Origin of the sequence: Brevibacterium picturae (genome assembly GCF_900105045.1) — a bacterium.
GTDB classification, from domain to species: domain Bacteria; phylum Actinomycetota; class Actinomycetes; order Actinomycetales; family Brevibacteriaceae; genus Brevibacterium; species Brevibacterium picturae.
The window spans coordinates 2,499,743-2,525,404 of the sequence record NZ_LT629739.1; the positions used below are offsets into that span (position 1 = coordinate 2,499,743).

A 25,662-nucleotide genomic window follows, 5' to 3' on the forward strand; every position below is an offset into this window, starting at 1 on the left:
TGTTCAAACAAGCTGTCAATGGCTGACTGAAAAATCCTTCACATACAACCAGGGAGTTGTATGATTTAAGTTATGGAAGCACTTCTCGACGATCAGGTGGATGCGATGTTCCAGGCATTGGCCGATCGCACGCGTCGCGATATCGTGCGGCGAATCATGGATGAAGAGCTTTCGGTGTCTGAGCTGGCTGATTCCTATGAAATGAGTTTCGCGGGGGTGCAGAAGCACGTTGCTGTGCTCGAGCGTGCTGGCCTTGTGTCGAAGCGGCGGGTCGGACGGGTGCAGATCGCGCACGTCGAAATGGGTGCAATCCGCGCCGTGACTTCAATGCTGAACGAACTCGAGGACATGTGGCGTGCGCGGGTTCAGCGCATCGACGATCTGCTGGCTTCGGATGAGGTCGACGGCCGATGAGGCGCGTGCCGGTCGATGAAGCGAACAAAGGGGTTGTCATGCCAGTCATTGAAACCAGCCACGACGAAGAGAACCTGACTCTGACGATGGTCGCCGATTTCGCGGCACCTCCCGAACGGGTCTGGGAGGTCTACGCCAACCCGCGCCAGCTTGAGAAGGTCTGGGGGCCGCCCACCTATCCGGCAACGGTGGTCGACCATTCTTTGGTGCCAGGGGGCCGGGTCACCTACTTTATGACCAGCCCTGAGGGTGAGAAGTTCTGCGGGCTCTGGGAAGTGTCCTCGGTCGACGCTCCGAGGCAATTGGCATTCCGCGACTATTTCGCGGACGAGGACTTCAACATCGATGAGTCGATGCCCGGCAGCAGCAGTGTCTTCACCTTCAGCGAGGTCGACGGGGGGACGCGAGCCACCTACGAATCGACCTTCGACTCCCTCGAAGGCCTCAAGACCGTACTCGAGATGGGCATGGTCGAAGGCGCCACGAGCGCGATGAGCCAGATTGACGACCTGCTTGCTCAGGACTGAGGCGGACTCGGCACGAGAATGCGAAACGGTTGGCAAGTTCTCTTCGATCTGAGACTCAATTATCGAAGAGAACTTGCCAACCGTTGGCGCAGCGGCGGCGCAGGCTCCAGCGGCGGTGCAGGCTCCCACATCTGCGAGGCGGCTCAGCGCTTGGTCTGTGCCTGCATCGACTTCGCCGGGGACTCAGGTTTGACCGGGATGATGAGGATCAGGCCGACGAAGAGTACGAGGAGGATCCCCAGGGTGCCGGCCCTCTGGAAGCCGAGGAGTGAGATGAAGACCGCGAACATGGCCGGGCCAAGGAAGCTCACGGCGCGACCGGTCGTGGCATAGAGACCGAAATTCTCCCCGGCCCGCTCGGTTGGAGTGATCCGGGCCAGGAACGACCGGCTCGAGGCCTGCACCGGTCCGACGCAGAAGCTGAGGACAAGAGCGCAGGCCCAGAACACGACCGGGTTGTCGCTGAAGAGGATCGGCATGCCGCCGATGAGGATGACGATGAGTCCGACGATGATGACAGGTTTCGGACCGAGCCGGTCATCGAAGTATCCGGCGATCATGGCGCCTGCGCCGGCGGCGACATTGGCCGCCACGCCCAGGATGATGATCTCCGAGGCGGAGAAGCCGTAGCTGCCCGCCGCGAGGACTCCGGCGAAGGCGAAGATCGCGGCCAGCCCATCGCGGAACACCGCCGAGGCGATGAAGAAGCGCAGCGTCTGGTGCTCCTCCCTCCACATCCGCACGAGACGTCGGACGAGTGCGCCGTAGTCGGCGATGAACGCCTTGATCGGGTGTCCGCCCGAGGGTTTTGAGGCTTTGGCACTGGGTGCGGTGAACAGCACGGGCAGGGCGAAGAGCGCGAACCAGACCGCGGACAGGGCGGCGACGACTCGGAATCTCAGGCCACCCTCATCGCCGGCGCCGAAGAGTCCCACCTCGGGCTGGATGACGAGGACGAGGAGGATGACGAGGAGCACGAGTCCGCCAGCGTAGCCCATGCCCCAACCGAAGCCGGAGACCTTCCCGACGTTGTCAGGGTGGGTGATGCGAACCATGATGCCGTTGTAGGACACCTCGGCGAATACGAAGAACACGTTGCCCATGGCGATGAGGAGGAGTCCCACCCACAGGTATTCGGGGGAGTCGCGGACGAAGAAGAGGCCGAACATCGTGAGAATGACGATTCCGGTGTGGACCCCCAGCCACAGCTTGTGCCGACCGCCGGAGTCGGCCCGGGTGCCTGCCGCCGGTGCCACCAGGGCGATGATGAGTCCGGCCGCGGCCGTCGACCATCCGAGAGCCGTAGAACCGGCCTCCTCGGTCGCCGCCACGCTTTTCGTCAGATACGGGGCGAAGACGAAGGTGATGATGACGGCGTTGAAGGACGCCGACCCCCAGTCCCAGAGGGCCCAGCTCAGTATCTTCGAACGGGAGCCCGCTGACGGTCTCGGATTCGTCTGCATGACGCCACTGTACTGAATCATCGTCGGCAGCCGCGGCCGACTGCGCCCGCCGACGCTTACCACGGCCGACTCCGCCCGCCGACGCTTACCGCGGCCGACTCCGCCCGTCGACGCCTACCGCACCAGCCGCGTTCGACCCTGTCGGCCTTCGGGCCGTGAAATTGGTGACTTCTCCGATAGTTCTCCGAGAATTACTTGATAGTGGCGGTGCTGTGCGGCAGAGTTGGTAGACGCTTACGTCCAATCGAACCGAAAGGTCCTATGACTGCCTCCGACGACAATGGGAACGGTGAGGCGGGGGAACGCCCACCTCGGCGCCGGTAGATGATGCCCGCCGCCCGCATATGCTGTTCGAAGACCCCGAACCGATCAGGCTGCACCTGCCACACGATGTCTCGATCACCGATGATGACAGCGACGAGCAGATCACCGCCAAATTGCGTGCTCAGGGAGTGCGCATCGGCAAGGGAATGGTGGCTCCGGCCGTCTTCTGGCCTTCGCTGATCGCCATTCTTGGCGTTGCGCTGCTTGCGATCTTCCTGCCCGATGGCACCAGCACGGTCCTGACGAGCATCAACGATTGGATCGTCGCCGACCTCGGTTGGTACTACATGCTCGTCGTCGGCGGATTCGTCATCTTCTCCATTGTGATCGGATTCTCGAAGTTCGGGAAGATCACGCTCGGCCGCGACGGGGAGAAACCCGAGTTCGGAGTCTTCTCCTGGTTCGCCATGCTCTTCGCCGCTGGCATGGGCATCGGCCTGGTCTTCTACGGCGTCGGCGAGCCGCTGACCTATGCCACATCCGGCCCCAAGCCGGGATGGGACGGCAGCGAAGCGGATATCTCCAAGCTGGCGATGGCCCAAACCTTCATCCACTGGGGACTGCATCCTTGGGCGATCTACGCGGTGATCGGATTGGCGCTTGCCTACGCGATCCACCGTCGCGGACGTCCCGTCTCGATCCGCTGGGCGCTCGAGCCTCTGCTCGGGCACCGCGTCAAAGGGTGGATGGGCGATATCATCGACATCCTCGCCATCTTCGGCACCGTCTTCGGCATCGCGACCTCACTGGGGCTCGGCGTGCAGCAGATTTCGTCGGGGCTCCAGGCAATCGGGCTGGTCGGCGAGGTCGACAACACATTCCTGGTCATACTCATCGTCGTCATCACCTTCCTGGCGACCCTGTCCGTGATCTCGGGAGTGGGCGCGGGAATCAAGTGGCTGTCGAACATCAACCTGTCACTGGCGGGCCTTCTGCTCATCGCCGTGCTGCTGCTCGGCCCCACCCTGTTCCTGTTCCAGAACCTCATCGAATCCCTCGGCGTCTACCTGGCGAACTTCTTCAACATGACCTTCGACGTCGGTGCCTACACCGGCGAAGCAGGCGCCGAGTGGGCATCCAGCTGGACGATCTTCTACTGGGGCTGGTGGATCTCCTGGGCCCCGTTCGTCGGTGTGTTCATCGCCCGCATCTCGCGGGGACGCACCGTCCGGGAGTTCATCGCCGGCGTCCTCCTCGTGCCCACCGTGGTCGGATTCATCTGGTTCGCTGCACTCGGCGGCACGGGAATCTACAAACAGCTCTTCGGCGAGGGCGGCCTAGTCGACCCGGAAGACGGAGTCGTGGCGGAGAAGGTGCTCTTCGATGTGCTCAGCTCCCTGCCGATGGGCAGCATCCTCTCTGTGATTGCCATCATCCTCGTGGCGATCTTCTTCATCACCTCCTCGGACTCGGGATCGCTGGTCGTCGACATGCTGGCCTCCGGCGGACACCCGAACCCGCCGGTGTGGTCACGTGTGCTGTTCGCCGCACTCGAGGGCGCTCTGGCGATCGGACTGCTCCTGGCCGGCGGCCTCGGTGCTCTGCAGGCGGCCTCCCTGGCGACGGCGCTGCCGTTCAGCATCATCCTGATATTCATCGCGATCTCGATGGTGCGGGCGTTCCAGATCGAATCCGTCAGAGCTCGGGAGATCGAGACCGGTCAGCGTTTCCACGAGGTCGGTGAGCACATCGCCGATGACTTCGACGAATACCTCGGCGACAAGGTCGATGCACGCATCGACTATCGGCTGTCACGGACCAAGGGTGTGTTGAACAGAGCACCCAAGGAGGAGCGGAAGCCCAAGGGCTCGCGGTAGGAGCCAGCCTTCCGTAGGCATCTGTCTGCGGAAGGACCCGTCGAAGCAGCAGAGGCGACCAGGGTATTGATCCTGGTCGCCTCTGCTGTCTGCGCTGGTGCTGTCCGCATTTTCGAGGAGAGGCGAGAATTCACTGTGCACGGCGGGGACTGCTTCTGTCGCCCGCCGGAGACCGAGTAGTCTGGGGGCAACCGAAAGCGCATTGAATCCACCGATCAAGGAGCCCGTATGCCCATTGCAAGCCCCGAAGTGTATTCCGAGATGATCAACCGTGCGAAGTCCGAGGGATTCGCCTACCCGGCGATCAACTGCACCTCCTCGCAGACGATCAACGCAGCCATCCGCGGTTTCGCAGAGGCCGGTTCCGACGGCATCGTCCAGATCTCGACCGGCGGTGCCGAATACATCTCCGGCCCGACGATCAAGGACCGCGTGCGCGGTGCCATCGCGTTCTCGGTCTTCGCCGCCGAGGTGGCCAAGAGCTACGACGTCAACATCGCCCTGCACACCGACCACGCCCCGAAGAAGGAGGTCGAAGAGTGGGTGAAGCCGTTGCTCGCCCTGTCGACCGAACGCGTGAAGAAGGGGGGAGAGCCCTACTTCCAGTCGCACATGTGGGACGGTTCCGCGGTCCCTCTGACGGAGAACCTCGTCCTCGCCGAGGAGCTGCTTGAGCTCTCGAACGCTGCGCGCTCGATCCTCGAGATCGAGGTCGGCGTCGTCGGCGGCGAAGAGGACGGTGTGGAGAACGAGATCAACGAGAAGCTCTACACCTCGGTCGCCGACGGTCTGGCCACGGTCAAGGCATTGGGGTCCGGTGAGAAGGGCCGTTACCTCACGGCTCTGACCTTCGGAAACGTCCACGGCGTCTACAAACCGGGCAATGTGAAGCTGCGGCCCGAGCTGCTCGGTGAGATCCAGACCGACGTCGGCGCGCAGGTGGGCAAGGACAAGCCCTTCGACCTCGTCTTCCACGGCGGCTCCGGATCGAGTGCAGACGAGATCGCCGAGGCGGTTCGCCACGGAGTCGTGAAGATGAACATCGACACCGACACCCAGTACGCATTCACCCGTCCCGTCGTCGAGCACATGTTCCGCAACTACGACGGAGTGCTCAAGATCGACGGTGAGGTCGGAAACAAGAAGATCTACGACCCGCGTGCCTACGGCAAGGCGGCGGAGGCCGGCATGGCCGAGCGCATCGTCGAAGCCTGCCAGAACCTCGGCTCCGCAGGCACCAGCATGAAGTAACGCAGTCACGCCGAACCAGCGCTGCAGCACAGCGGCGCGACACCAGCTTCGGCAACAGGTCGGGCAATACGATGCGAGGTCCGGGACGCCATTGTCCCGGACCTCGCATCGTATTCACTTGTGTTTTGCCGTGGTGAGGCTCTCGCCTCCGCCGAGCGGGCCGATCAGCCCTGCGGGGGCGCAGTGCCTGCTGGGGCCCGTTCGAGGCGCTTCTCCCAGAGCTCGGCGTTGCGGATATTCAGGCTGCGCGGGTCGAAGACCGGATCCAGGCCTTGCTTCGTCTGACGTTCGAAGTCCCGGAGGAGCTTGAACGCCGGCTGCTGCAGGATGAGGATCGAGACGATGTTCAGCCACGCCATGAGTCCGACGCCGATGTCACCGAGAGCCCACACACTGCCCGAGGTCGACGTCGCGCCGACGGCCACGGCGACGAGGATCAGCAGCTGCAGGACGCGTTTGCCGACCGCGAGGACCATCGGGTTCTTGATCCGGCCCAGAAGGTACACGAGATTCGTCTCTGCCATGTAGTAGTAGGCGACGATGGTGGTGAGCGCGAAGAGGAAGATCGAGATCGCGATGAACCCGGCGCCGAAGCCAGTCATCATCGAGTCGAGACCGGCCTGCGGCCATTTCTCGCCCGGAGTCGCAGCGATCTCCTCGACCATCTGTCCGCGGCCCGTGCCGATGATCGTCTCACCGTCGGCACCGAAGACCCGGTACATGCCGGTGGAGAGGATCATGAACGCGGTGGCCGAGCAGACGAACAGGGTGTCGATGTAGACCGAGCCGGCCTGGACGAGGCCCTGCTTGGACGGGTGCGAGACCTCGGCAGCCGCGGCCGCGTGAGGTCCGGTCCCCTGGCCGGCTTCGTTCGAGTAGATCCCGCGCTGGACGCCCCATTGGACGGCCATGCCGATGATTCCACCGAAGGCCGCTTCCTGCCCGGCGTCCACCCCGAAGGCGGACGTGAACACGAGTTCGATCACCGGGATGATCTGGTCCGCGTTGATGAGGGTGACCGCGATCGCAGCGATGATATACAGGACTGCCATGAACGGAACGGCCAGCGAAGCGAAGTGCGCGATGCGCTTGATGCCGCCGACGACGATGAAGCCCATGATGATGACGAGGACGATCGCGGTGGCCCAGGTCGGAACGTCCCAGGCGTTATGCACGGCGCCGGAGATGGCGTTCGACTGGATGCCGGGAAGCATGAAGCTCATCGCCACGATGGTGACGAACGCGAACACCATTCCGTAGACCTTGAACAGGCCCTTGGCTTTGGTGTGCCGGTAGGCCTTCTCGATGTAGAAGGCCGGTCCGCCGCGGTATTCGCCGGACTTCGGGTCCTGCTCCTTGAAGACCTGGCCGAGAGTGGACTCGACGTAGGAGGTTGAGGCCCCCAGCAGGGCAGAGATCCACATCCACACCACGGCACCGGGTCCGCCGAAGCCGATGGCGGTGGCGACGCCGGCGATGTTGCCGACTCCCACGCGACCGGCCAATGACATCGCCAGAGCCTGGAACGAGGAGACGCCCTCATCGGAGCTCTTGCCACGGAACATCTGGCGGAAGATCGCCTTGATCTGACGAATCTGGACTGCGCGGGAACGGATCGTGAAGTAGACACCGGCACCGAGGCACAGGTAGACGAGAGCAGAGGACCAGATGATGCCGTTGAGCCATTCGAGGACTGCGGACACGCTTCTCCTATCAGGGGAGGCAGAGGTGGGACTGACGGTTTTCGTGTGCAGGCACAGCGAATAACGTGAGTTTTCGCTGTGATTGACCTCATAAGTCAAACGGATTGAGACCTGTGACGCAAATTCAATGGACGAAGCCCGAGTTTCCGGGTCGAGATGAGCTTTCGGTGCCGTCATTGACATGTTTCAAAGTGATGACATTGTGCCCCGAATCATAATGGCCAGTTCACTATTTGGGACGATAACCGTAAGATGTGGTGCGGATCTCTCCGAGCAAAGACGACACGGAGAGCACTTTGAATGACAAGGAACACAATGAAACGTCGAACTGGTGCAAAGGCAGTGGCCATCGCCGCTGCCGGCGCTTTGCTACTCTCGGCATGCTCGACCTCGACCACTGGTGGAGACGGCGACGGTGGCGGTGAATCCCTCACAGTGGGCACCACAGACAAGGTAGTCGCCCTCGACCCGGCCGGTGCCTATGACAACGGAAGCTCGCTCGTCGAACAGCAGATCTACCCGTTCATCCTGGCGTACAAGCCAGGTACTGCGGAACTCAACCCCTCGATCGCGGAGTCCGCGGACTTCAGCGAACCGACCAAGTACGAAGTCAAACTCAAAGACGGAATGAAGTTCGCCAACGGCAACGAGCTCACCTCCTCGGACGTGAAGTTCTCGTTCGACCGACAGCTGAAGATTCAGGATCCGAACGGACCGTCGTCCCTCCTCGGCGGCCTGGAATCGGTGGAGACCCCGGACGAGTCCACGGTCATCTTCAACCTCAAGCGCAAGAACGACCAGACCTGGCCCGGCGTCCTGGCCAGCGCCGCGGGACCGATCGTCGATGAAGACGTGTTCGAACCGGACAAGATCACCGAAAATCAGGCGATCGTCGACGGCAAGGCCTTCGCCGGCCCGTACACGATCGCCGGGTTCGACTTCAACAAGCTGATCACGTACAAGGCCTACGACGGCTACCAGGGCTACCTGGAGCCGGCGAAGACCGAAACCGTGCAGATGAAGTACTTCTCGGATGCCAACAACATGAAGCTCGACGTCCAAGAGGGCAAGATCGACGTGGCCTGGCGTTCGCTCTCGGCTACCGACATCGAAGACCTCGGCACCAAGGAGGACCTCAAGGTCCACAAGGGCCCCGGTGGCGAGATCCGCTACATCGTGTTCAACATGGACACGATGCCCTTCGGCGCGAAGACCGAGAACGCCGACGAAGAGAAGTCGTTGGCCGTGCGTCAGGCCATGGCGGACTCGGTCGATCGCCAGGCGATCGCCTCGCAGGTCTACAAGGACACCTTCACCCCTCTGTACTCGCACGTTCCGGAGGGGCTGCCCGGCGCCGACGATCCGCTCAAGTCGGAATACGGAGACGGGCAGGGCGGTCCCGATGTCGACAAGGCCAAGAAGGCCCTCAAGGACGCCGGAGTCGAAACCCCTGTCAAACTCAACCTGCAGTACAACCCAGACCACTACGGTCCCTCCTCGGGCGATGAGTACGCCCTGGTCAAGGATCAGCTGGACAAGACGGGGCTGTTCGATGTCAGCCTCCAGTCGACCGAATGGGTGCAGTACAACAAGGACCGCACCGCCGATGCCTACCCGATGTACCAGTTGGGCTGGTTCCCGGACTACTCGGACGCGGACAACTACCTGGTGCCCTTCTTCTACGACACGGATGAGACCCCGAGCTTCTTGGGCAACCACTACCGTGACAAGGAGATGAACAAGCAGCTCAACGCCCAGTCGTCCATCGACGACAAGGGCAAGCGTGCGGAAGCGCTGAAGAAGATCCAGGGGCAGCTTGCCGAAGAGCTGCCGACTCTGCCGCTGCTCCAGGGCAGTCAGATCGCGGTGTCCGGCAAGGACGTCAAGGGCGTCGATGACACCCTCGACCCCGCGTTCCAGTTCCGGTTGGCGCTGCTGAGCAAGTGAGCACTGCCGAACCAGTGACCCCTGTCGAACCAGTGAGGTCGCGAACCACACGCGTCGCCACCAGTGGGAGCGTGCGTACGGAAATGCCCCGACGAGCACCGAACTGATCGTCGACACGAGGTGCAGGTGAGCCCCGTCGGGCCCACCTGCACCTTGTGGTGCGTTCGCACCCCGGCGTCCCGACACCTGGGCACCCGGTCGCCCGGGCGGCGTCACGATCGACGCCCGATGAAATCACCGTCGACCGACGCCACAGCCGTCTATTGACGAAAGCCAAAAGGAACACATGTCTGCAGCCATCAGCGAACCAGAGGCAGAAGCCGCCGAGACTTCGGTCGCGGTGAAGAAGCCCGCGGGAGGCGGATTGGGACGCTACGTCCTCGTCCGGTTCCTCCTCATCATTCCCACCATCTTCATTCTCACCACACTCGTCTTCTTCCTCATGCGGATCACCGGTGACCCGATCACCGCATCCATGGGCGGACGCCTGACCGAGGCTCAGCTGGCCGAGCGCATTCAGGCCGCCGGCTACGATCGCCCACTTCTCGTCCAGTACTTCGAATACATGGGCAACCTGCTCAAGGGCGATTTCGGCACAGCGATCTCCGATGGACAGCCCGTGTCGAGCATTCTCCTCAACTACGGAGCCGCGACCGTCGAGCTCGTCTTCTACGCCCTCATCGTCGCATTGATCCTCGGCATCCCCCTGGGAATGCTCGCCGCCTACCACCGGGACAAGGCGCCGGATGCCGCACTGCGCATCCTCGCGATCCTCGGCTACGCCACCCCGGTGTTCTTCGCCGGCATGATCCTCAAACTGATCTTCGGCGTCTTCCTGCCGATCCTGCCCATCGCGGGGCGCGGAACCACGCAGACCGAATACATCATGTCCGGGGTGGTCTCGCCCACCCAGATCTACCTCATCGATGCGATCCGCATCGGCAACTTCGAAGTCCTCGGCGATGTGCTCGCCCACGCGGTCCTGCCGGCCGTCGCCCTCGGTGTGCTCACGGCGGGAGTCTTCCTCCGCCTCGTGCGCACCAACCTCATCGGCACCCTGGGCCAGCAGTACATCGACTCGGGGCGGTCCCGCGGAATCTCCGAATACCGCCTGGTCACCAAGCACGCCTACCGTCCGGCGCTGATTCCGATCATCACGGTCATGGGCATGCAGATCGCGCTCATGCTCGCCGGTGCAGTGCTCACGGAGACGACCTTCGGATGGCAGGGCCTCGGCTTCAAGCTGGCCGAATATCTCACCGCCCGTGACTTCGTCGCCGTCCAGGGAATCGTGGTCTTCCTCGCCGTCATCGTGGCGCTGACCAACTTCCTCGTCGACGTCATCGCCGCCTTCATCGACCCCCGAGTGAGGTACTGATGTCCACTCCAGACAACACAACGCAGGCCCCGGACAACACATCGCAGACCCCGGACGGCAAAGCTAAGAAATCCTGGTTCAGCCGTCTTCCGATCGTCTCCCACCTGCGGCAGTCGGTCGGCCTCCAGCGAGGGATGCTCATCACCGGGCTCATTCTGTGCGGCATCGTCCTCATCTGCGCGATCTTCGCGCCGCTGATCGCCCCCTACGGCTTCAACCAGCTCGGCACTTCCGAGGGCAACTTCGGGTCGAAGCTGCCGCCCGGCGGCACCCACATCTGGGGTACGACGGTCGGCGGCTACGACGTCTTCTCCCGCGTGGTCTGGGGCGCCCAAACCGCAGTGTCCGTCATCATCGTGGCCGTGATCATGTCGATCTTCGCCGGCGTCATCCTGGGACTCATCTCGGGCTACCTCGGCGGCTGGCTCGACCGAATCCTCGTCGTCATCGCCGACGCGGTCTACGCCTTCCCGACCCTGCTGCTCGCCCTCGTCATGTCGATTGCGATCTCCGGAGGGCAGTCGAGTGCGTGGGGCGGCATCGCCGCGGCCGCGTTCTCGATCACCGTGGTCTTCATTCCGCAGTACTTCCGCGTCGTCCGCGCGGAGACTCTGCGGCTCAAGGCAGAGCCCTTCGTGGAGTCGGCGATCGTCCTCGGCGCCTCGAAGACCCGGATCATCTCGAAGCACATCTTCCGCAATGCTACGCGCACCCTGCCGCTGATCTTCACCCTCAACTCCTCCGAGGCGATTCTGACTCTGGCCGGGCTCGGGTTCCTGGGCTTCGGAATCGAACCCACCTCGGCGTCGGAATGGGGTTACGACCTCAATAAGGCGCTGCCGGATGTGACCAGCGGTGTGTGGTGGACCTCCGTGTTCCCGGGCCTGGCGATCGTGCTCACGGTCCTGGGCATCACACTGGTCGGTGAATCGATGAACGACCTCAACGATCCGCGTCTGCGGGTGCGTCGCAAAGCGAAGACGAAGGGCGCCAAGGCGGCGAAGGCCGTCACCTCATCGAGCGACAACGAGACTGCGGAGGCCAAGTGATGAGTGAGAACGTGGGAAACAACAGCACCGGAGCATCGGGCGGCACAGAAAACCCGGGCGGCACAGTCGATACGGGCGGCACAGATAGTCCGAGCGGCACCGCCGGTGCGGCGAAGAGCATCCTCGACGTCGACGGCCTCGATGTCACGTTCTCCACCGACGGCGGCGACGTCCACGCGGTGAAGAACGTGACCCTGTCGGTCACCCCGGGGGAGGTGCTCGCGATCGTGGGCGAATCCGGCTCCGGCAAGACCGTGACCGCGCGCAGCATCCTCGGGCTCCTGCCGGAGACCGCGCAGCGTTCGGGTGCCGTGATCGTCTCCGGCAAGGACGTTCTCAGCGTCTCCGGAGAACAGCTGCGCAAGATGCGCGGGACCGACGTGTCGATGGTGTTCCAGGAGCCCTCGACGGCGCTCAACCCCGTCTACACGGTGGGATGGCAGATCGCCGAAGGCCTGCGTGCCCACAACAAACGAGCGAGCAAGGCCGAACTCAAGACCAAGGTCATCGCAGCGATGGAACAGGTCGGAATCCCCGACGCGCAGAACCGCTTCGACTACTACCCGCACCAGTTCTCCGGCGGGCAGAAGCAGCGCATCGTCATCGCCATGGCCCTGGCTCTCGGGGCCGAGCTCATCGTCGCCGACGAACCGACGACCGCCCTCGACGTCACCGTCCAGGCCGAGATCCTCGACCTGTTGCGGGACCTGCGCGACGAGACGGGCACCGCGATCGTGCTCATCACCCACAACATGGGAGTCGTCGCCGACCTCGCCGACAGGGTGGCCGTGATGTACCGCGGAGACCTCGTCGAGGTGTCATCGGTCAAGCAGCTCTTCAACGATCCGAAGGAACAGTACACGCGCGACCTCCTCGGCGCCGTTCCCCGACTGGGTTCGACGGTCGCCGGCAGTCGCAAGGCCGCTGCCGCGGAGGCTGCGGAAGCTGCCAGCCCCGATGCGAAGGACAGGGGCGAGGGCGCCCCGGCAACCGCCTCGGCGGGGGAGGCCCCGGACACGGGGGAGGCCCCGGCTGCTGCGGACTCCGGCAAGCCACGCGACGAACGCGAATCCGTCGTCGTCGCTCGCAACCTCGATATCGTCTACCCGGGAGGCTTCGGTCGCTCGGACTTCCAGGCGGTGTCGTCGGTCAGCTTCGACATCAAGGCCGGCGAAGTCTACGGGCTGGTGGGCGAATCCGGATCGGGCAAGACCACGATCGGGCGTGCCATTGCCGGCCTGACCAGGGCCAGCGGGGGCAGCCTCCAGGTGCTCGGACACGAAATGGTCGGGTTCAAGGAGCGAACGTTCTCTCCGATCAGGCGCCGGATCGGGTTCGTCTTCCAGGACCCGGCGGCCTCATTCAACCCGCACCTGACGGTCGGAGAGTGTGTGGCGGAACCGTTCGCCATCCATCGGCGGGACATGACGCCGAAGGACCGTGAGAAGCGGGTGCTCGAACTGCTCGACTCTGTGCAGCTGCCCAACGCCTATGGAGCCAGGTATCCGCACGAGCTCTCGGGCGGCCAGCGCCAGAGAGCTTCCCTGGCACGCGGTCTGGCCCTCGATCCGGAGCTGCTCATCGCCGATGAGCCGACCTCGGCCCTCGACGTGTCGGTGCAGGCCAAGGTGCTCGAGCTATTCGTCGATCTGCAGAACAGGTTCGACTTCGCGGCCCTATTCATCAGCCATGACTTGGCCGTCGTCGACATGCTCTCCGATCGCATCGGGGTCCTGTTCCAAGGCGAATTGCTGGAAGAAGGCACCGGCGAGCAGGTACTCGGCTCACCGAGCAGCGACTACACGAAGCGACTCATCGCCTCGCTGCCGGTGCCCGACCCGGACGAGCAGGCACAGCGCCGTGAACTCGCCCGCAACCTGCGCACCGCCGCGAGCTGAGGCCGCGGGTGCCGCGTCCGCTGGGGCTGGGTCGCGCCCGCTGGGGCTGGAGTGGCGGCTGGGGCTGAGCCGTCGGCTGGACTAAAAATACTCGAAGGGACTAATCACGCGCGGCGCCGGACGTGATTAGTCCCTTCGAGTTCAAATAGTGATTCCCGCCCGCGCCGAAGGCTGGCCCGCGCCGGGGGTCGGCCTTCGGCCGTGTGGGCTCAGTGCTGTGCGTCGTCGGAGATGAAGTCGAGCATGCCTGCCTGGTTGATCGGCAGGGCCATCAGGCGGTCGAGTTCCTCCGTGCTGGGATCGAGGCCCAGGATGCGCAGCGAGTACTGGGTGAAATCGCGCTCGATGACATCCGGCGTCAGGTCGCCGGTGGGCCGGTACCAGAGTGAGAGCGAGTTGCAGATCGAGTGGATCGCACGTGTCACAAGCTGTGCGCTGTCGACGTCGAACGTTCCGGCATCGATGCCTGATTGGACGATGTCGCCCATGATGTCTCGCGCCTCGCGCTGGAGCTCTTTGACGCGGGTGGCATTGTCCCCGGTCAGTCGTTCGGTGTCGCGTAGCAGCACAGTGGACACCGAGACGTTCTCCATGCGGTACCGGGACAGGTAGCGCACGGCCACGGTCAGCTGCTCGGTGGGATCATCGCCCACCTCGGCGATGACGGCTCGACTGTGTTCGCTGTACCAGGTGTACGCCGTGTGCACGAGCTCGTACAGAGCTTCCTGCTTGGACGGGAAGTAATAGTAGAGTGCGGACAGACTCAGTCCGGCGGCTTGTGCGATATCGCGGATGGAGGCACCGTCGAAGCCTTTTGCGGCGAAGGTGTCCCGAGCCGAGCGGAGGATGTTGTTGCGGCCGTTGGTAGATTTCACGGTGCTTGGACTCCTAGGCGGTCGGATATCGAACAATCTTTCACTTGCCAATCGAGAATACATGACGTTGCCCGGTGAATGGCCGCTTCCGCCCAGAATTCGCGGATCTGTGCGCTGCCGAGGGCACGCACGCTCAGGTCGGCATGAACCCGAGTGTCCGAACGAGCAGGCGAACGTGACGGCGATCACGCACGAATTCGGAATTATTGACGTTTCAACAAGGTTGCCCGGATGTGTGGAACACGGCAGGGGACTGCCGCTTCCGACCACCTGAAACCAGCACCACCAGAAACCGAACACCGACACCGAACAGAGGACGGACATGCTCAACATCGCCATCATTCCCGGAACTTCGCGCCCGCAGGCACTCAACCCGCAGATCGTCGCCTGGGCCAAGGAACAGCTGGCCGGGCGTGAGGACGTCCGCGCCGAGGTCGTAGACTTCGGTGACTTCGACCTGCCGCTGCTCGACGAGGTCATTCCGGCCGGCGCGAACATGTACCAGAACGACCACACCAAGGCCTGGGGCGCCAAGCTCGCCGAGTTCGACGCCTTCATCTTCGTCACCCCCGAGTACAACCACTCGATCTCCGGATCGCTGAAAAATGCGCTCGACTTCGTCGCCAGCGAGTTCAATCACAAGGTCGCTGGCATCGTGAACTACGGCGCAGACAAGGGTGTGCGCGCCGCCGAGCACCTGCGCCACATCCTCGCCAACTACAAGCTCGCCGTCGTGCGCGACCAGGCCTCCTTCAGCCTCTTCACCGACTTCGCCGACGGAGTCTTCACCCCGACCGAGGTCTCAGCGACCCCGTTCGCGTCCATGGCCGATGACCTCGTGAGCTGGGGCGAAGCCCTGAAGTCCGTGCGCGAGGACGCGGATTCCGAGGACCAGGCCGCCTGATCGTCGCCCAGCGCATCGTCTGCGGCTGAGGAGAAGACTCCTCCGCAGCTGACACCCTTGAAGCCCGCCGCACCGAAAGGTCGGCGGGCTTCGGTCGTGCCCGGACCTGACAGGCTTGCGTTAAAGTCGAACCAACTCAAACGTTCACTCAGTGATGCGAAGGACACTTATGGATCTCAACAACACAGTCGCACTCGTCACCGGCGGCGCCTCCGGGCTCGGCCGCGCCACCACGGAACGGCTCCTGGCCGCCGGCGCCCATGTCGTCATGGTCGATCTCAACGCCGAGGTGGGCCAGCAGGTGGCGGCCGAACTGGGCGAGAGCGCCCACTTCGTCACCGCCGACGTCACGAACGAGGACCAGGTCCAGGCCGCCGTCGACACGGCAACCGGTCTCGGGCAGCTGCGCGTCGTCGTCAACTGCGCGGGAGTCGCGACTCCCGGCAAGCTCGTCTCGCGCAAGGGACCGCTGGCCCTGGACGCCTTCTCGCAGGTGCTCAATATCAACGTCGTCGGCACCGTCAACGTGTGCCGTCTGGCCGCTGCTGCGATGCAGGCTCAGGAAGCCGATGGTGAAGAGCGCGGCGTCATCGTCAACACCGCCTCGGTCGCGGCCTTCGACGGACAGATCGGACAGATCGCCTACTCCGCGTCGAAGGGCGCCATCGCCTCGGTGACCCTGCCGATGGCACGCGAGCTGGCCGCCTCACAGATTCGTGTCGTGACGATCGCGCCGGGCATCTTCGAGACCCCGATGATGGCCGGCCTGCCCGAGGAAGCGCAGGAGTCCCTGGCGAAGTCGATCCCCCACCCCTCCCGGTTGGGCAAGGCAACGGAGTACGCGCAACTCGTCGAATCGATCGTGGCCAACCCGATGCTCAACGGTGAGACCATCCGCCTCGACGGCGCGATCCGCATGGCTCCGAAATGATCTGAACTCAGCGCCGGTCGTTCGGCGCCCGTCGCTCAGTGCCGGGCGCTGTCGCTCAGCGCCTCTCGTTGACGAGCAGGGCCAACTGGACGCGGGTGCTGACGTCGAGCTTGTAGAAGATGCGCGCCAGGTGTGTCTTCACCGTCGCGGTGGAGACGAACAGTGACCGCGCCACCTGCGCGTTCGTCATCCCCTGAGCGACCGCCTCGGCGATCTCCCGTTCCCGCGCCGTCAGCGGTTCCAGCGGATCGGGAGTGTGCGGATTCCCGGCCCCGAGAGGCCCTGCGCCTCCGTCCCCACCACCGGCCAGTCCCGTCGCCGAGGTGGTGCCTCGTCCCAGCAGGGACTCGACAGCACTCGGCGACAGGGTCCGGGTGCCGTTCGCCGCTGCCCTCACCGCGTGGATGAGTTCGTCCGGGGGAGTGTCCTTGAGGATGTAGCCGGCCGCGCCCGAGCGCAGCGCCTGGTAGACGAACTCATCGGTGCCGAAAGCGGTGAGAATGAGAACCTCGGGGTGAGAGGCCTGAGCCATGAGAGTCCGGGTCGCCTCGAGCCCATTCATGACGGGCATGCGGATGTCCATGAGGATGAGATCGGGACCCAGCTCACGGGCCAGGTCGATTGCCTCGGCACCATGGGCCGCCTCGGCGATGATCTCGATGTCATCGGCCGCGCCGAGGAGGAGGCGCAGTCCCGAACGCATCAGGGATTCGTCATCGGCGATGATGGCTCTGATGCTCATGCGATCTCCTCTTTCAGGTTCGGCACCGGGATCCGAGCCCGCAGTTCGAAGTCGGGATCCCGGGTCACGCTGAGGAATCCGCCCATGGCCTCCATTCTCTCCTTGAGACCGAGCAGACCCAATCCGGACCCGGCGATCGCCTGTTCCCGCACTTCAGCAGCGGTGGGAGCGTCAGAAGTATGGGCGTTGCGTGCGATCATTTCGACGCTCTCCTGCTCGGCAATCCACGACAGCGTGATCAGCAGCTTCTGACCGGGCGCGTGCTTGACGGCATTCGTGATCGCCTCCTGCGCGAAGCGGTAGATCGTCGTCCGCTCGAGCGCGCCGACAGAATGCAGCAGCTCGGCGGTGAGCGGTTCCCTGCAGTCCAGTTCCACAGTGTCTGAACGATCGGCGATGAGGCGTTCCAGGTCGGGATCGACCACGGTGTATTGGTCGTCTCCGCGCAACATCGTGAGCACCTCGCGCAGTTCGATTCCCGAACGCCGGGCGCTGGCAGCGATGAGGCGCGCGCTCTCATGCACGGATTCGGGATCGAGGTCCCGGCGCACCGACAGGGCACCGGAGTACATGGCGATGACACTGAGATGGTGCGAGAGCGAGTCGTGCATGTCGCGGGCGATGCCACGGCGCACCTCGGCGACTGCCCGATCCTGACGGGAACGTTCGCGCAGCAGAGTCTGCGCGGCGGAGTCGATGAGTCCCTGCTCGCGTGCACCACGGATGACGCCGATGACCACGAGCATTGCGAAGACGGTGCCGTTGACCAGGAAGAGAGGCAGTTCGAACTGTCCGACCGCGTTCGGCGTCAGCGTATAGGCCATACTCTGCGAGAGCACAGCCGCGGCGAGACAGACGAAGTCGAGTGACCAGCTGCGTCTGGCTGACAGTGTGATGAGGATGAATGAAGAGGCGAAGGCGCCGAGGAGGCTGATCGTGCCGACGAGGATGCCGAGGATCCCGACGGTGACCGGAATCCATCCGCCGGGTCGACGCTGCAGGGATTCGACGGACCCGTCAGCGGCGAGGAACTCCTCGCCTCCGCGTCCGCTCGTCGTCAGGAACTCGCGGAACTTCTCGGCGGCGAGCACCTTGGGTCGCAGCGATCTGCGGGGAATTCTCCTGCCGTCGAAGCAGAGGACGACCGGCAGGCAGGCCAGGGCGATGATGCCGAAGACGATATGGAGGAGCAGCTCGGCGCCGAGCGCCCCGGCTCGATCGCCCGCATCTTCGAGGTAGGGCCATTCGGCGCTGACACCGATGACCACAAACACCGCGCCGATTGCCAGGGAGATGCCCGTCCAAAGGAGGGCATGCATGAGATTGCGGCGGACGGGGTGAGGAGTCACAACTCGAGGTTACCGGTGACGGTCGGCCGGTGTTGTCGCCCGAAAGGATGAAATCATTGCCGCCGATGGTTGACCGCGCGAAGCCCGTCGGCGCGAAAGGCTGAAGGCATGACACCACACTATATTCGTCAGTTCCGATCACAGCCGGGCCACAGATGGTTCAGCCCGCTTCTCCTCGTTGCTCTCGCCGCCGTGTTCTACGGGGTGGGCCTGATCGTCCAGTTCACGGGCTTTCTCATCTGGGGCCTGATTGCCGTCGGCGGTGGCGGCGACTTCGATGCTTGGGCCGAGTCGATGATTGATTTCAATACCGTCTCCGGGATGGTGAACGGGTTGGCCAGTGTCATCCTCATGTGGCCGGCCGTGGAGTTCGCGACGCGCATCGTCTACCGCCGGTGGTTCTGGTCGATGATCTCAATCGGCCGAGGCCTGCGCTGGGGTCGCCTCGGTCGCTTCGTGCTGCTGGCTTTGCCGGTGTGGGTGATCGCAGCGACGGTGATGATCGTCGTCTCGCCCGGATCAATGGGCGATCTGACCGCCGGTGTGCAGTGGAATCGGCACGTTCTCACGATGCTCATCGCCGTGATCGTTCTCGTGCCGTTCCAGGCCGCTGCCGAGGAGGTCGTCTTCCGCGGTCTGGCCATGAACATCATCGGCAGCTGGTTGAAGCATCCGGCGTGGGTCGTCCTCATCCCGGTGCCGTTCTTCGTCTACGGCCACCTCTACGATCTGCCCGGCCTCATCGACGTCGGCATCTTCGCGGTCATCGTCGGCGTCCTCACCCTGTACACGGAGGGTTTGGAGGCCGGCATGGCCTTCCACATCGTCAACAATCTCTTCGCGCTGGGGCTCGGGGCCCTCTCCGGTGCCGATCTGAATGCGACAAGCGGGCCGGCGATCGAGACCGTCATCTCGATCAGTGCCCCGGTTGCCTTCGCCGGCCTGGTCGTCTTCGACACCCGCCGTCGGCAACGCCGCGATGATCTCGGAGAAGCCGCCGATCCCCGAGAAGCCGATGATCTCGAAGAAGCCGTCGAGGAGGGCGCAGCCCCCACCATGACAACTACACGAACCTACAGTCAGGCGAACCAACTGTGAGCTACTACAACGACCTGGCCCAGAGTCTGCGCAAGCGCGGCTGCGAGGAAGCGCAGGTTCTCGATGTCCTTGAGCACGTACGGGGAAACGGTCGAAACCACCGGGCTGGAACCTGATAAGGAGTTCGGCGCTTCGGATGACTGCGCGAGTCAGTGCACCGGACCGCGTCGACGTTCCCCGGGGTCAACGACCCTGAACGTCTTCGGTGCCCTTGGGCTGATCTGCGTCGTGGTCTACGCCGTTCGACCAGATCTGTTCGCCTTCACGACTCCGGTGATCAGGCAATTCGCGGGAATGATCGCAATGCTCGTCCTGCTCCTCGTGGGTGCCTTCGTGGCAGCATTCGTCGACACCCGTCTGCCGAGGCAGTTCAGTTTGAACAGCGGTGGCTCCCGACCAGGCAGCGGTGGCTCCCGACAGTAGTCAGCTCAAGCAGATCGAGTGGCTCAGTTCGCCGGCAGCGTCGCGAGCACTTCGAATCCGCCCTCGGCAGTCGGACCCACCTGCAGCGTCCCGTCGAGTGCCTCGACCCTCTCGCGCATTCCCTTGAGACCGAATCCTCCGCCGAGGTGGCCGGCAACCGATTGGCCGGTAGCGGAGCGCCCCACGTCGGGGTGACCCTCGTCGGGTTGGACCGAGTTGGGCCGACTCGAATTGGGACGGCCCACCTCTGCGTCGGTCGCATCCGGAATACCGTTGACGACGCCGATCGACAGCTGCGCGCCATCGGTGCCAACGGACACGCGCACCGGAGCTCCGGGGGAGTGGCGAAGGGCGTTGGACAGAGCTTCCTGGACGAGGCGGAACGCGGTCAGGCCGGACGTCGGGTTGATGTCGTATGCATCAGTTGGGAACTCGAGCTCAACCTCGGCGCCCGAACTGCGAGTGGCCTCGACCAGGTCCGGAATGTCATCGACCATCGGCTGTGGGGCCAGATCGGCATCGCGGCCACCGCGCAGAATCGCCAGGAGACCGCGCATCTCATTCAGCGCTTGCCGGGCCGAGCCTGCGATCGAATCGAACTCGTCGACGCTGCGATGGTCGAGCTCGGGCAACCGATAGCGGGCCGTGGTGGCTTGAACGCTGATGACGGACATGCTGTGGGCGACGACGTCGTGGAGCTCCTGCGCGATCCGATTGCGCTCCTCGAGCTCCTGGCGCTTGGCCAGCTGCTCGGCGCTGAGCCGGCGTTCGGTGGCCAACTGGGTGCGGCCGCGAATCCACAGATTCCCGACCACCGCAATGGCCGAGACTCCGGCGGTGAGCGAAGCGGTCGTAATGGCATTGGCCATTGCCCCGGACAGGCCTCCTGCGTGGGGCAGAGCCAGGCTGAGCCCGCCCACCACCGTGGACAGCGACCACAGGAGGACGAGGTGGAGCCAACTGTGCCGCAGTCCGACGATGAGGTGGAGGAAGACCAGCGCCAGGATCGACGTCACCGTCCACGGCCACACCAGTCCTGACGTGCCCGCGGTGAGGATGATTCCAGCCGCAGCGGAGGCCACTCCGACGATGATTGCGAGGACCGGTTGGCGCACGGCCAGCACCAGAGCTGCGCTCTGAGCGAGGACGACGAGCATCGCGAGGACCGTCGAGGAATCGTAGAGCGTCGCCGTCACGGGCCATCCGACGGACACGAGCACCACGCCGACGAAGATGCTGAGCAACCAGAACCAGCCCTCGCCGCCGGCTCGCGTCAGCATGGTTTCGGTAACCGGGTTCGCGACGGATTCCGCCCCGTCCGGATCGCGGCCCGATTCGTCACCGGCTCGTGCTTTTCCCGCCGAGGTGGCCCCCTCGTGACCGGGCGCCAGCCCTGCCGTGATCGCCGCGATCTCCAACCGGGCCATGGCGTGGAGGACGAAGGGGAAGCTGAGAAGAAGGACGAGGCCCGTGATGAACTGGACGGTCGCAATGGTGCCGAATTCCAGATTCACCAGCGAGGTGTCGTTTGAGGCCGCGACGATGAGCTCGATGAGTTCGGTGTTGCCCTCGGGCAGGAACCGCCCCCAGAAGAAGTAGGTCAGCCCGCCCAGCGCACCGAGGAACCAGGGCACGGACACGGAGAATGCGACGAGCCGAATCGGCAGGGCGAAGACGGCTTCGAAGAGCAGGTCGAGCCAGCGCCGCCCCTCGGCCATGGCACCGATCCACCCGCGGAATCCGCGTGCACGGGAACGATGGACAACCTCGGCGATGGGGACGCCCCACTGCCGGGCACGGGCCCGGGACACGTTCGCGAATCCGGTCGCCACGAAGAGCGTCAGCGGCAGGAGCAGCGCGCCGATCCAGATGACGAAGGTCGCGATCGAGACCGAGAACAGCGTGATGAGCACGACGAACCCGATGAGGGAGATGAAGAATCCGGGCACGACAAGGACGCTGTCGCGGCCCATGTTGTGCCACATCCGCGACCACCACGACCGGGTGGGATCCGGGGCCTGGTGAGGGTGCGGCTGCGTCAGGGATTCTGCGGGACGGGGCACGCTCTCAGGGTACGTGTTCGGCCGCGGGGACGCATCGGAATGCGCGTCGGAATGCGCATCGAGGTGCGTATCGATGTGCGGGGAGTCGAAGATCTGGTTCATGATCGGGTACCTTGTTCTTTTCGGGTGAGTGTTCGGGCGCTCGACATGGCGTGCGTGGAGGATTCCGACGGGACGGGTGAGTCATTGAACGCGGGTGCTGCCGTTGGTGACGGACGGTCGTGTGGGGTCTTCGCGTCGAGGACGCGGGGATGGAACTGTGAGAGCATCCAGACCCCGCCGATTCCTCCGGCCGCGGCAGCCAGAAGCAGACCGATGGCCATGGGGGTGAGGCCCGTGTACTCGCCGAAGAAGGCGGCACCGATCACCACTGCCACGATCGGGTCGATGACGGTCAGTCCCGCGAGGACCGTCTCAGCAGGTCCGCAGGCGTAGGCGGTCTGGACCAGCCAGAATCCCACCGCCGAGGCCAGCCCCACCGCGGCGAGCACCATCCACCACCGCGCGCCCAGGAGGTCGAATCCGGGCAGTCCGCCTGCGACGACCGTGCGGGCGAGCACATGGGTGGCGGCCGCGACCGTGCCGAAGATGATGCCGGTCATGACAACGCGTGGGATGTGCCCGGCGGTGCTGAAGGCGAAGAGTGTGCCGAAGACGGTGAGCGCGACGAGGATAGCCAGCATCCAGGTCACCGATTCCTGGGTGGCGACGAGTTCGTGGGAGAACTGCGCCGAGGTGGTCACGAAGGCGAAGATTCCGAACATCGTCACCCCGATGCTGATGAGCAGTGGGGCACCCAGCGCCAGACCGAAGAACCGGCGGCTGATGAGGGCGGCGAAGACGAGGGAGATCGCGCCGATGGGCTGGACGATGGCGACGGGGCCGAGTCCCAGAGCGATGACGTTGAGGACGGTGACCATGCCCATCAGGCCCAGGCCCGTGATCCATGTGGCTCGGCGTTTGGGTCCGGGTGCCATGGTGGCCACGGCGTACTGCTGGAAGTGCGTGCCGAGCGCCAGGCAGAAGGCTGCGAGAGGGGCGAGGATTATCGCGGTGATGATCATGGTGTGCACGCTAAGGACACGGTGTCATGGGGCGCATCATACGAAGGAGTGATTGTGCGGACGGGGGAGTGGTACTTTCGGATGAAATCGATGCCGGCGAGGATGTGATCGCCGAGTTGTCACGGTTGTCAGGGCCGCCGACGGTGCCGGTCGGGTAGCGTGAGACCATGCCAGTTTCAGGAGCACCAGGGGCGAGTTCGGGAGCATCGGGGGCGGGGTCCACTCCGAGTCCCACTCCGGGATCGGGGTCCACTCCGGGGGCGACGCCGAGTCCCACTCCGGGATCGATCGCGAGCGACGGGGTGCCGCCGCCGTCGGCCGAGACGACCCGTGTGGCCATCGTCGACGACCAGGCCATGGTCCGACAGGGATTCGGCGCCCTCCTCGATGCACAGCCGGACATGAGTGTCGTCGGCAGTGCCGAGGACGGTTCGCAGGTCGTCGACCTCGTGCGGCGGACCGCGCCGGACGTCATCCTCATGGACATCCGGATGCCGAGGCTCAACGGGCTGGACGCCACCCGTGCCATCTTCTCGATGCCGGGGGACCACCCGAAGGTCATCATGCTCACCACCTTCGACGCCGATGAGTACGTGTTCTCCGCGCTGCGCGCCGGGGCCAGCGGCTTCCTGCTCAAGGATGCCACGGCCGAGGACATGATCACGGCTGTGCGTGTGGTCGCCGAGGGGCAGTCGCTGCTGGCACCGTCGGTGACCCGACGTCTCATCTCGGAGTACGTCAGCGGTCCGAAGGTGGCCAAGGACACCGCGGTCCTCGGGCAGTTGACCGACCGTGAGATCGACGTCATGTCGCTGGTGGCCAAAGGCCATGCCAACGCCGAGGTGGCCAAGCAGCTGTTCCTGGCCGAGCAGACCGTGAAGACCCACGTCTCCCGGATCCTGTCGAAGCTGGGGCTGCGCGATCGCACCCAGATCGTCGTCGCAGCCTATGAATCCGGACTGGTCGTCGCCGGAGGGTGAAGCAGTCGCGAGTGCCCGAGCGCCGAATTTCCGAGCGCCCGAGTGCCCGAGTGCCGCAGCCACGCTCGAAGCCTTCTTAGGTGGTCGTTTTGGGCTGAAGAATCATTGTCCGATCCGACCAAAACGACCACCGAAGCCGCGCGCGGACACTTCCTGCCCGAGCAGCTTCCCGCCCGAACGGCAAACTGCCATACTCGATCCATGGCGAAAACATGGCTGTCCATCAATGTCGAGTTGCTCGGAGGCGGTGGAACCGAGCTGTGGCCCTGGCCCGGGCGAACGTTCGCCGTCGGACCATCACACACGTTCGAGGACCTGGCTGAAGCCATCAACGTGGCCTTCGCCCGGTGGGACCATTCTCACCTCTCGGTATTCACCCTGAGCGACGGCCGCATGCTGACAGATGGGTTCAACGGCCCGGAACTGGGCAACACAGCATTCGGACCCATCCAGGAGGTTCTCGACTTCGCGCGAGTGAAAGTGGCGCGGACCGTGAAAGCCGGTGACGAATTCAAATTCACCTTCGATCTCGGCGACGATTGGACCCACCATTGCACCGTGGACCGGACAAAGGTGGATCCGCTTGAGGTCCTCGGCATCAAACCCGCCAAGCCACTCGCCTATTGGGGATGGGGCTCGATGCCCGACCAGTACGGCAGACGCTGGGCCGACGACGACGGATCAGCAGCGCCACCGCACGAACCGCCAGAACCGCATCCGATGGTGCGCGGTGATTGGCCGAACACCGTCGAGATCCCTCTCGTCGACGATGCCGTGGTCAGAGCGGCCACGGCGAGCAAGGACGCCGATCGGCTCCTCTCAGCGATCTCCGGCAGCACCATCGACGAGGCCCTGCAGCAGCTCGGCGCGGGAGTGTCCATGGCACTCGAACAGCGGCGGGAGCGGGCCGAGCCGATTGCCCTGTCCATGGTCAACCGATTGACGTTCCGTGCGTTCCCCGGTGACAGCGAACTCGCCGAGGCGCTGCTCGCCATGCTGCGGAGGGAACCGAGTCCCGGCCTGGACCTGGACATCGACGTTGAGATGCTCTCGGCCGTCCACGAAGGAATGATCGACGAATCGACCGGAGGATATATCGACCTTGAGACCGGTGACGTCGTCGACGCAGCTGCGGTGGAGTATGGGGACTCCGGTGACGACATCGACCTCGAGAACGACCCGGACAGGTGGTTGGGCTTCGCCCGATCCGAGACGCGGGAGGCATGGGAGGACATGAGCGCTTTCATCGACAGATTGCGGGAGCCCGCGCTGCGTGAACGCGGACAGAACGTCATCGAGGGCAAGGGTGCGTTTCGGCGATTCAAGTCGTTCGTCGACGACCACGACCTCCTCGACAGGTGGCGGTTGTTCTCCGAAGACCGGAAGTTCGGGCGGGCACGCGTACTTCTCGCGCAGAACGACATCAGCGTCATCTGAGTCATGCTGGTGCCCGCGTGCGAGG

The 25,662-nt window shown here is 64.2% G+C and carries 21 protein-coding genes; 14 read left to right on the plus strand and 7 right to left on the minus strand.

Features of this window, described 5'->3' with window-relative positions; all coding sequences use genetic code 11:
• Positions 1-72: 72 nt before the first annotated feature.
• Positions 73-414 (plus strand): ArsR/SmtB family transcription factor, encoded by a 342-nt coding sequence (locus tag BLT92_RS11595; protein WP_092105807.1) that lies wholly within the window; start codon positions 73-75, stop codon positions 412-414.
• Between the two features lie 38 nt (positions 415-452).
• Positions 453-941, plus strand: a complete 489-nt coding sequence (locus BLT92_RS11600) for an SRPBCC family protein (protein ID WP_092109208.1) — start codon at positions 453-455, stop codon at positions 939-941.
• A 143-nt stretch (positions 942-1,084) separates the two neighbouring features.
• Here BLT92_RS11600 and BLT92_RS11605 read toward each other — a convergent pair whose 3' ends face one another.
• Entirely contained in the window at positions 1,085-2,404 is a 1,320-nt protein-coding gene (locus BLT92_RS11605) for an MFS transporter (protein ID WP_092105808.1), read from the minus strand.
• Between the two features lie 344 nt (positions 2,405-2,748).
• On the opposite strand from BLT92_RS11605, the gene BLT92_RS11610 reads away from it, so the two are divergent.
• Both BLT92_RS11610 and fbaA read left to right on the plus strand, forming a co-directional pair.
• Positions 2,749-4,545 carry a BCCT family transporter gene (locus BLT92_RS11610; RefSeq protein WP_092105809.1) on the plus strand — a complete coding sequence of 599 codons (1,797 nt, stop codon included), beginning with the start codon at positions 2,749-2,751 and terminating at the stop codon, positions 4,543-4,545.
• Positions 4,546-4,773: 228 nt separating this feature from the next.
• Positions 4,774-5,796: a class II fructose-bisphosphate aldolase gene (fbaA, locus tag BLT92_RS11615; protein ID WP_092105811.1), complete on the plus strand. Its 1,023-nt coding sequence runs from the start codon at positions 4,774-4,776 to the stop codon at positions 5,794-5,796.
• A 164-nt stretch (positions 5,797-5,960) separates the two neighbouring features.
• On the opposite strand, the gene BLT92_RS11620 is transcribed toward fbaA, so the two are convergent.
• Entirely contained in the window at positions 5,961-7,499 is a 1,539-nt protein-coding gene (locus BLT92_RS11620; RefSeq protein WP_092105813.1) for an alanine/glycine:cation symporter family protein, read from the minus strand.
• 315 nt (positions 7,500-7,814) lie between these two features.
• Between BLT92_RS11620 and BLT92_RS11625 the strand changes: the two genes are divergently transcribed.
• The 4 genes from BLT92_RS11625 (at position 7,815) to BLT92_RS11640 (ending at position 13,771) form a co-directional block, all read left to right on the plus strand.
• Positions 7,815-9,446: an ABC transporter substrate-binding protein gene (locus tag BLT92_RS11625; protein ID WP_092105815.1), complete on the plus strand. Its 1,632-nt coding sequence runs from the start codon at positions 7,815-7,817 to the stop codon at positions 9,444-9,446.
• A 286-nt stretch (positions 9,447-9,732) separates the two neighbouring features.
• Positions 9,733-10,824: an ABC transporter permease gene (locus BLT92_RS11630; protein ID WP_092105817.1), complete on the plus strand. Its 1,092-nt coding sequence runs from the start codon at positions 9,733-9,735 to the stop codon at positions 10,822-10,824.
• Positions 10,824-11,873, plus strand: a complete 1,050-nt coding sequence (locus tag BLT92_RS11635) for an ABC transporter permease (RefSeq protein WP_231938788.1) — start codon at positions 10,824-10,826, stop codon at positions 11,871-11,873. Before BLT92_RS11630 ends, BLT92_RS11635 begins: the two co-directional genes overlap by 1 nt.
• On the plus strand, positions 11,873-13,771 hold the full coding sequence (locus tag BLT92_RS11640; protein WP_231938789.1) for a dipeptide ABC transporter ATP-binding protein: 1,899 nt from the start codon (positions 11,873-11,875) through the stop codon (positions 13,769-13,771). The genes BLT92_RS11635 and BLT92_RS11640 overlap by 1 nt, the downstream gene beginning before the upstream one ends.
• Before the next feature lie 209 nt (positions 13,772-13,980).
• Here the strand turns inward: BLT92_RS11640 and BLT92_RS11645 are convergent, their stop codons facing one another.
• Positions 13,981-14,646 (minus strand): TetR/AcrR family transcriptional regulator, encoded by a 666-nt coding sequence (locus tag BLT92_RS11645; RefSeq protein WP_092105819.1) that lies wholly within the window; start codon positions 14,644-14,646, stop codon positions 13,981-13,983.
• A 322-nt stretch (positions 14,647-14,968) separates the two neighbouring features.
• Here BLT92_RS11645 and BLT92_RS11650 point away from each other — a divergent pair, with 322 nt between their 5' ends.
• Both BLT92_RS11650 and BLT92_RS11655 read left to right on the plus strand, forming a co-directional pair.
• Complete coding sequence (locus BLT92_RS11650; RefSeq protein WP_092105821.1) at positions 14,969-15,550, plus strand: NADPH-dependent FMN reductase; 582 nt, start codon at positions 14,969-14,971, stop codon at positions 15,548-15,550.
• Positions 15,551-15,719: 169 nt separating this feature from the next.
• Positions 15,720-16,481, plus strand: coding sequence for an SDR family NAD(P)-dependent oxidoreductase (locus tag BLT92_RS11655; RefSeq protein WP_092105823.1), 762 nt, complete (start codon positions 15,720-15,722; stop codon positions 16,479-16,481).
• A 55-nt stretch (positions 16,482-16,536) separates the two neighbouring features.
• On the opposite strand, the gene BLT92_RS11660 is transcribed toward BLT92_RS11655, so the two are convergent.
• Both BLT92_RS11660 and BLT92_RS11665 read right to left on the minus strand, forming a co-directional pair.
• On the minus strand, positions 16,537-17,223 hold the full coding sequence (locus BLT92_RS11660) for a response regulator transcription factor (RefSeq protein WP_092105825.1): 687 nt from the start codon (positions 17,221-17,223) through the stop codon (positions 16,537-16,539).
• Positions 17,220-18,572 (minus strand): sensor histidine kinase, encoded by a 1,353-nt coding sequence (locus BLT92_RS11665; protein ID WP_092105827.1) that lies wholly within the window; start codon positions 18,570-18,572, stop codon positions 17,220-17,222. Before BLT92_RS11665 ends, BLT92_RS11660 begins: the two co-directional genes overlap by 4 nt.
• A gap of 108 nt (positions 18,573-18,680) precedes the next feature.
• On the opposite strand from BLT92_RS11665, the gene BLT92_RS11670 reads away from it, so the two are divergent.
• Positions 18,681-19,670 carry a CPBP family intramembrane glutamic endopeptidase gene (locus tag BLT92_RS11670; RefSeq protein WP_092105829.1) on the plus strand — a complete coding sequence of 330 codons (990 nt, stop codon included), beginning with the start codon at positions 18,681-18,683 and terminating at the stop codon, positions 19,668-19,670.
• A 63-nt stretch (positions 19,671-19,733) separates the two neighbouring features.
• On the plus strand, positions 19,734-20,093 hold the full coding sequence (locus BLT92_RS11675; RefSeq protein WP_092105831.1) for a hypothetical protein: 360 nt from the start codon (positions 19,734-19,736) through the stop codon (positions 20,091-20,093).
• 23 nt (positions 20,094-20,116) lie between these two features.
• On the opposite strand, the gene BLT92_RS11680 is transcribed toward BLT92_RS11675, so the two are convergent.
• Both BLT92_RS11680 and BLT92_RS11685 read right to left on the minus strand, forming a co-directional pair.
• Complete coding sequence (locus tag BLT92_RS11680) at positions 20,117-22,258, minus strand: sensor histidine kinase (RefSeq protein ID WP_092105834.1); 2,142 nt, start codon at positions 22,256-22,258, stop codon at positions 20,117-20,119.
• Entirely contained in the window at positions 22,255-23,220 is a 966-nt protein-coding gene (locus tag BLT92_RS11685; RefSeq protein ID WP_092105836.1) for a DMT family protein, read from the minus strand. Before BLT92_RS11685 ends, BLT92_RS11680 begins: the two co-directional genes overlap by 4 nt.
• Before the next feature lie 332 nt (positions 23,221-23,552).
• Here BLT92_RS11685 and BLT92_RS11690 point away from each other — a divergent pair, with 332 nt between their 5' ends.
• Entirely contained in the window at positions 23,553-24,200 is a 648-nt protein-coding gene (locus BLT92_RS11690; RefSeq protein ID WP_092109216.1) for a response regulator, read from the plus strand.
• Positions 24,201-24,401: 201 nt separating this feature from the next.
• Positions 24,402-25,637: a UPF0158 family protein gene (locus BLT92_RS11695; protein WP_092109219.1), complete on the plus strand. Its 1,236-nt coding sequence runs from the start codon at positions 24,402-24,404 to the stop codon at positions 25,635-25,637.
• The last annotated feature ends 25 nt before the right edge of the window (positions 25,638-25,662 follow it).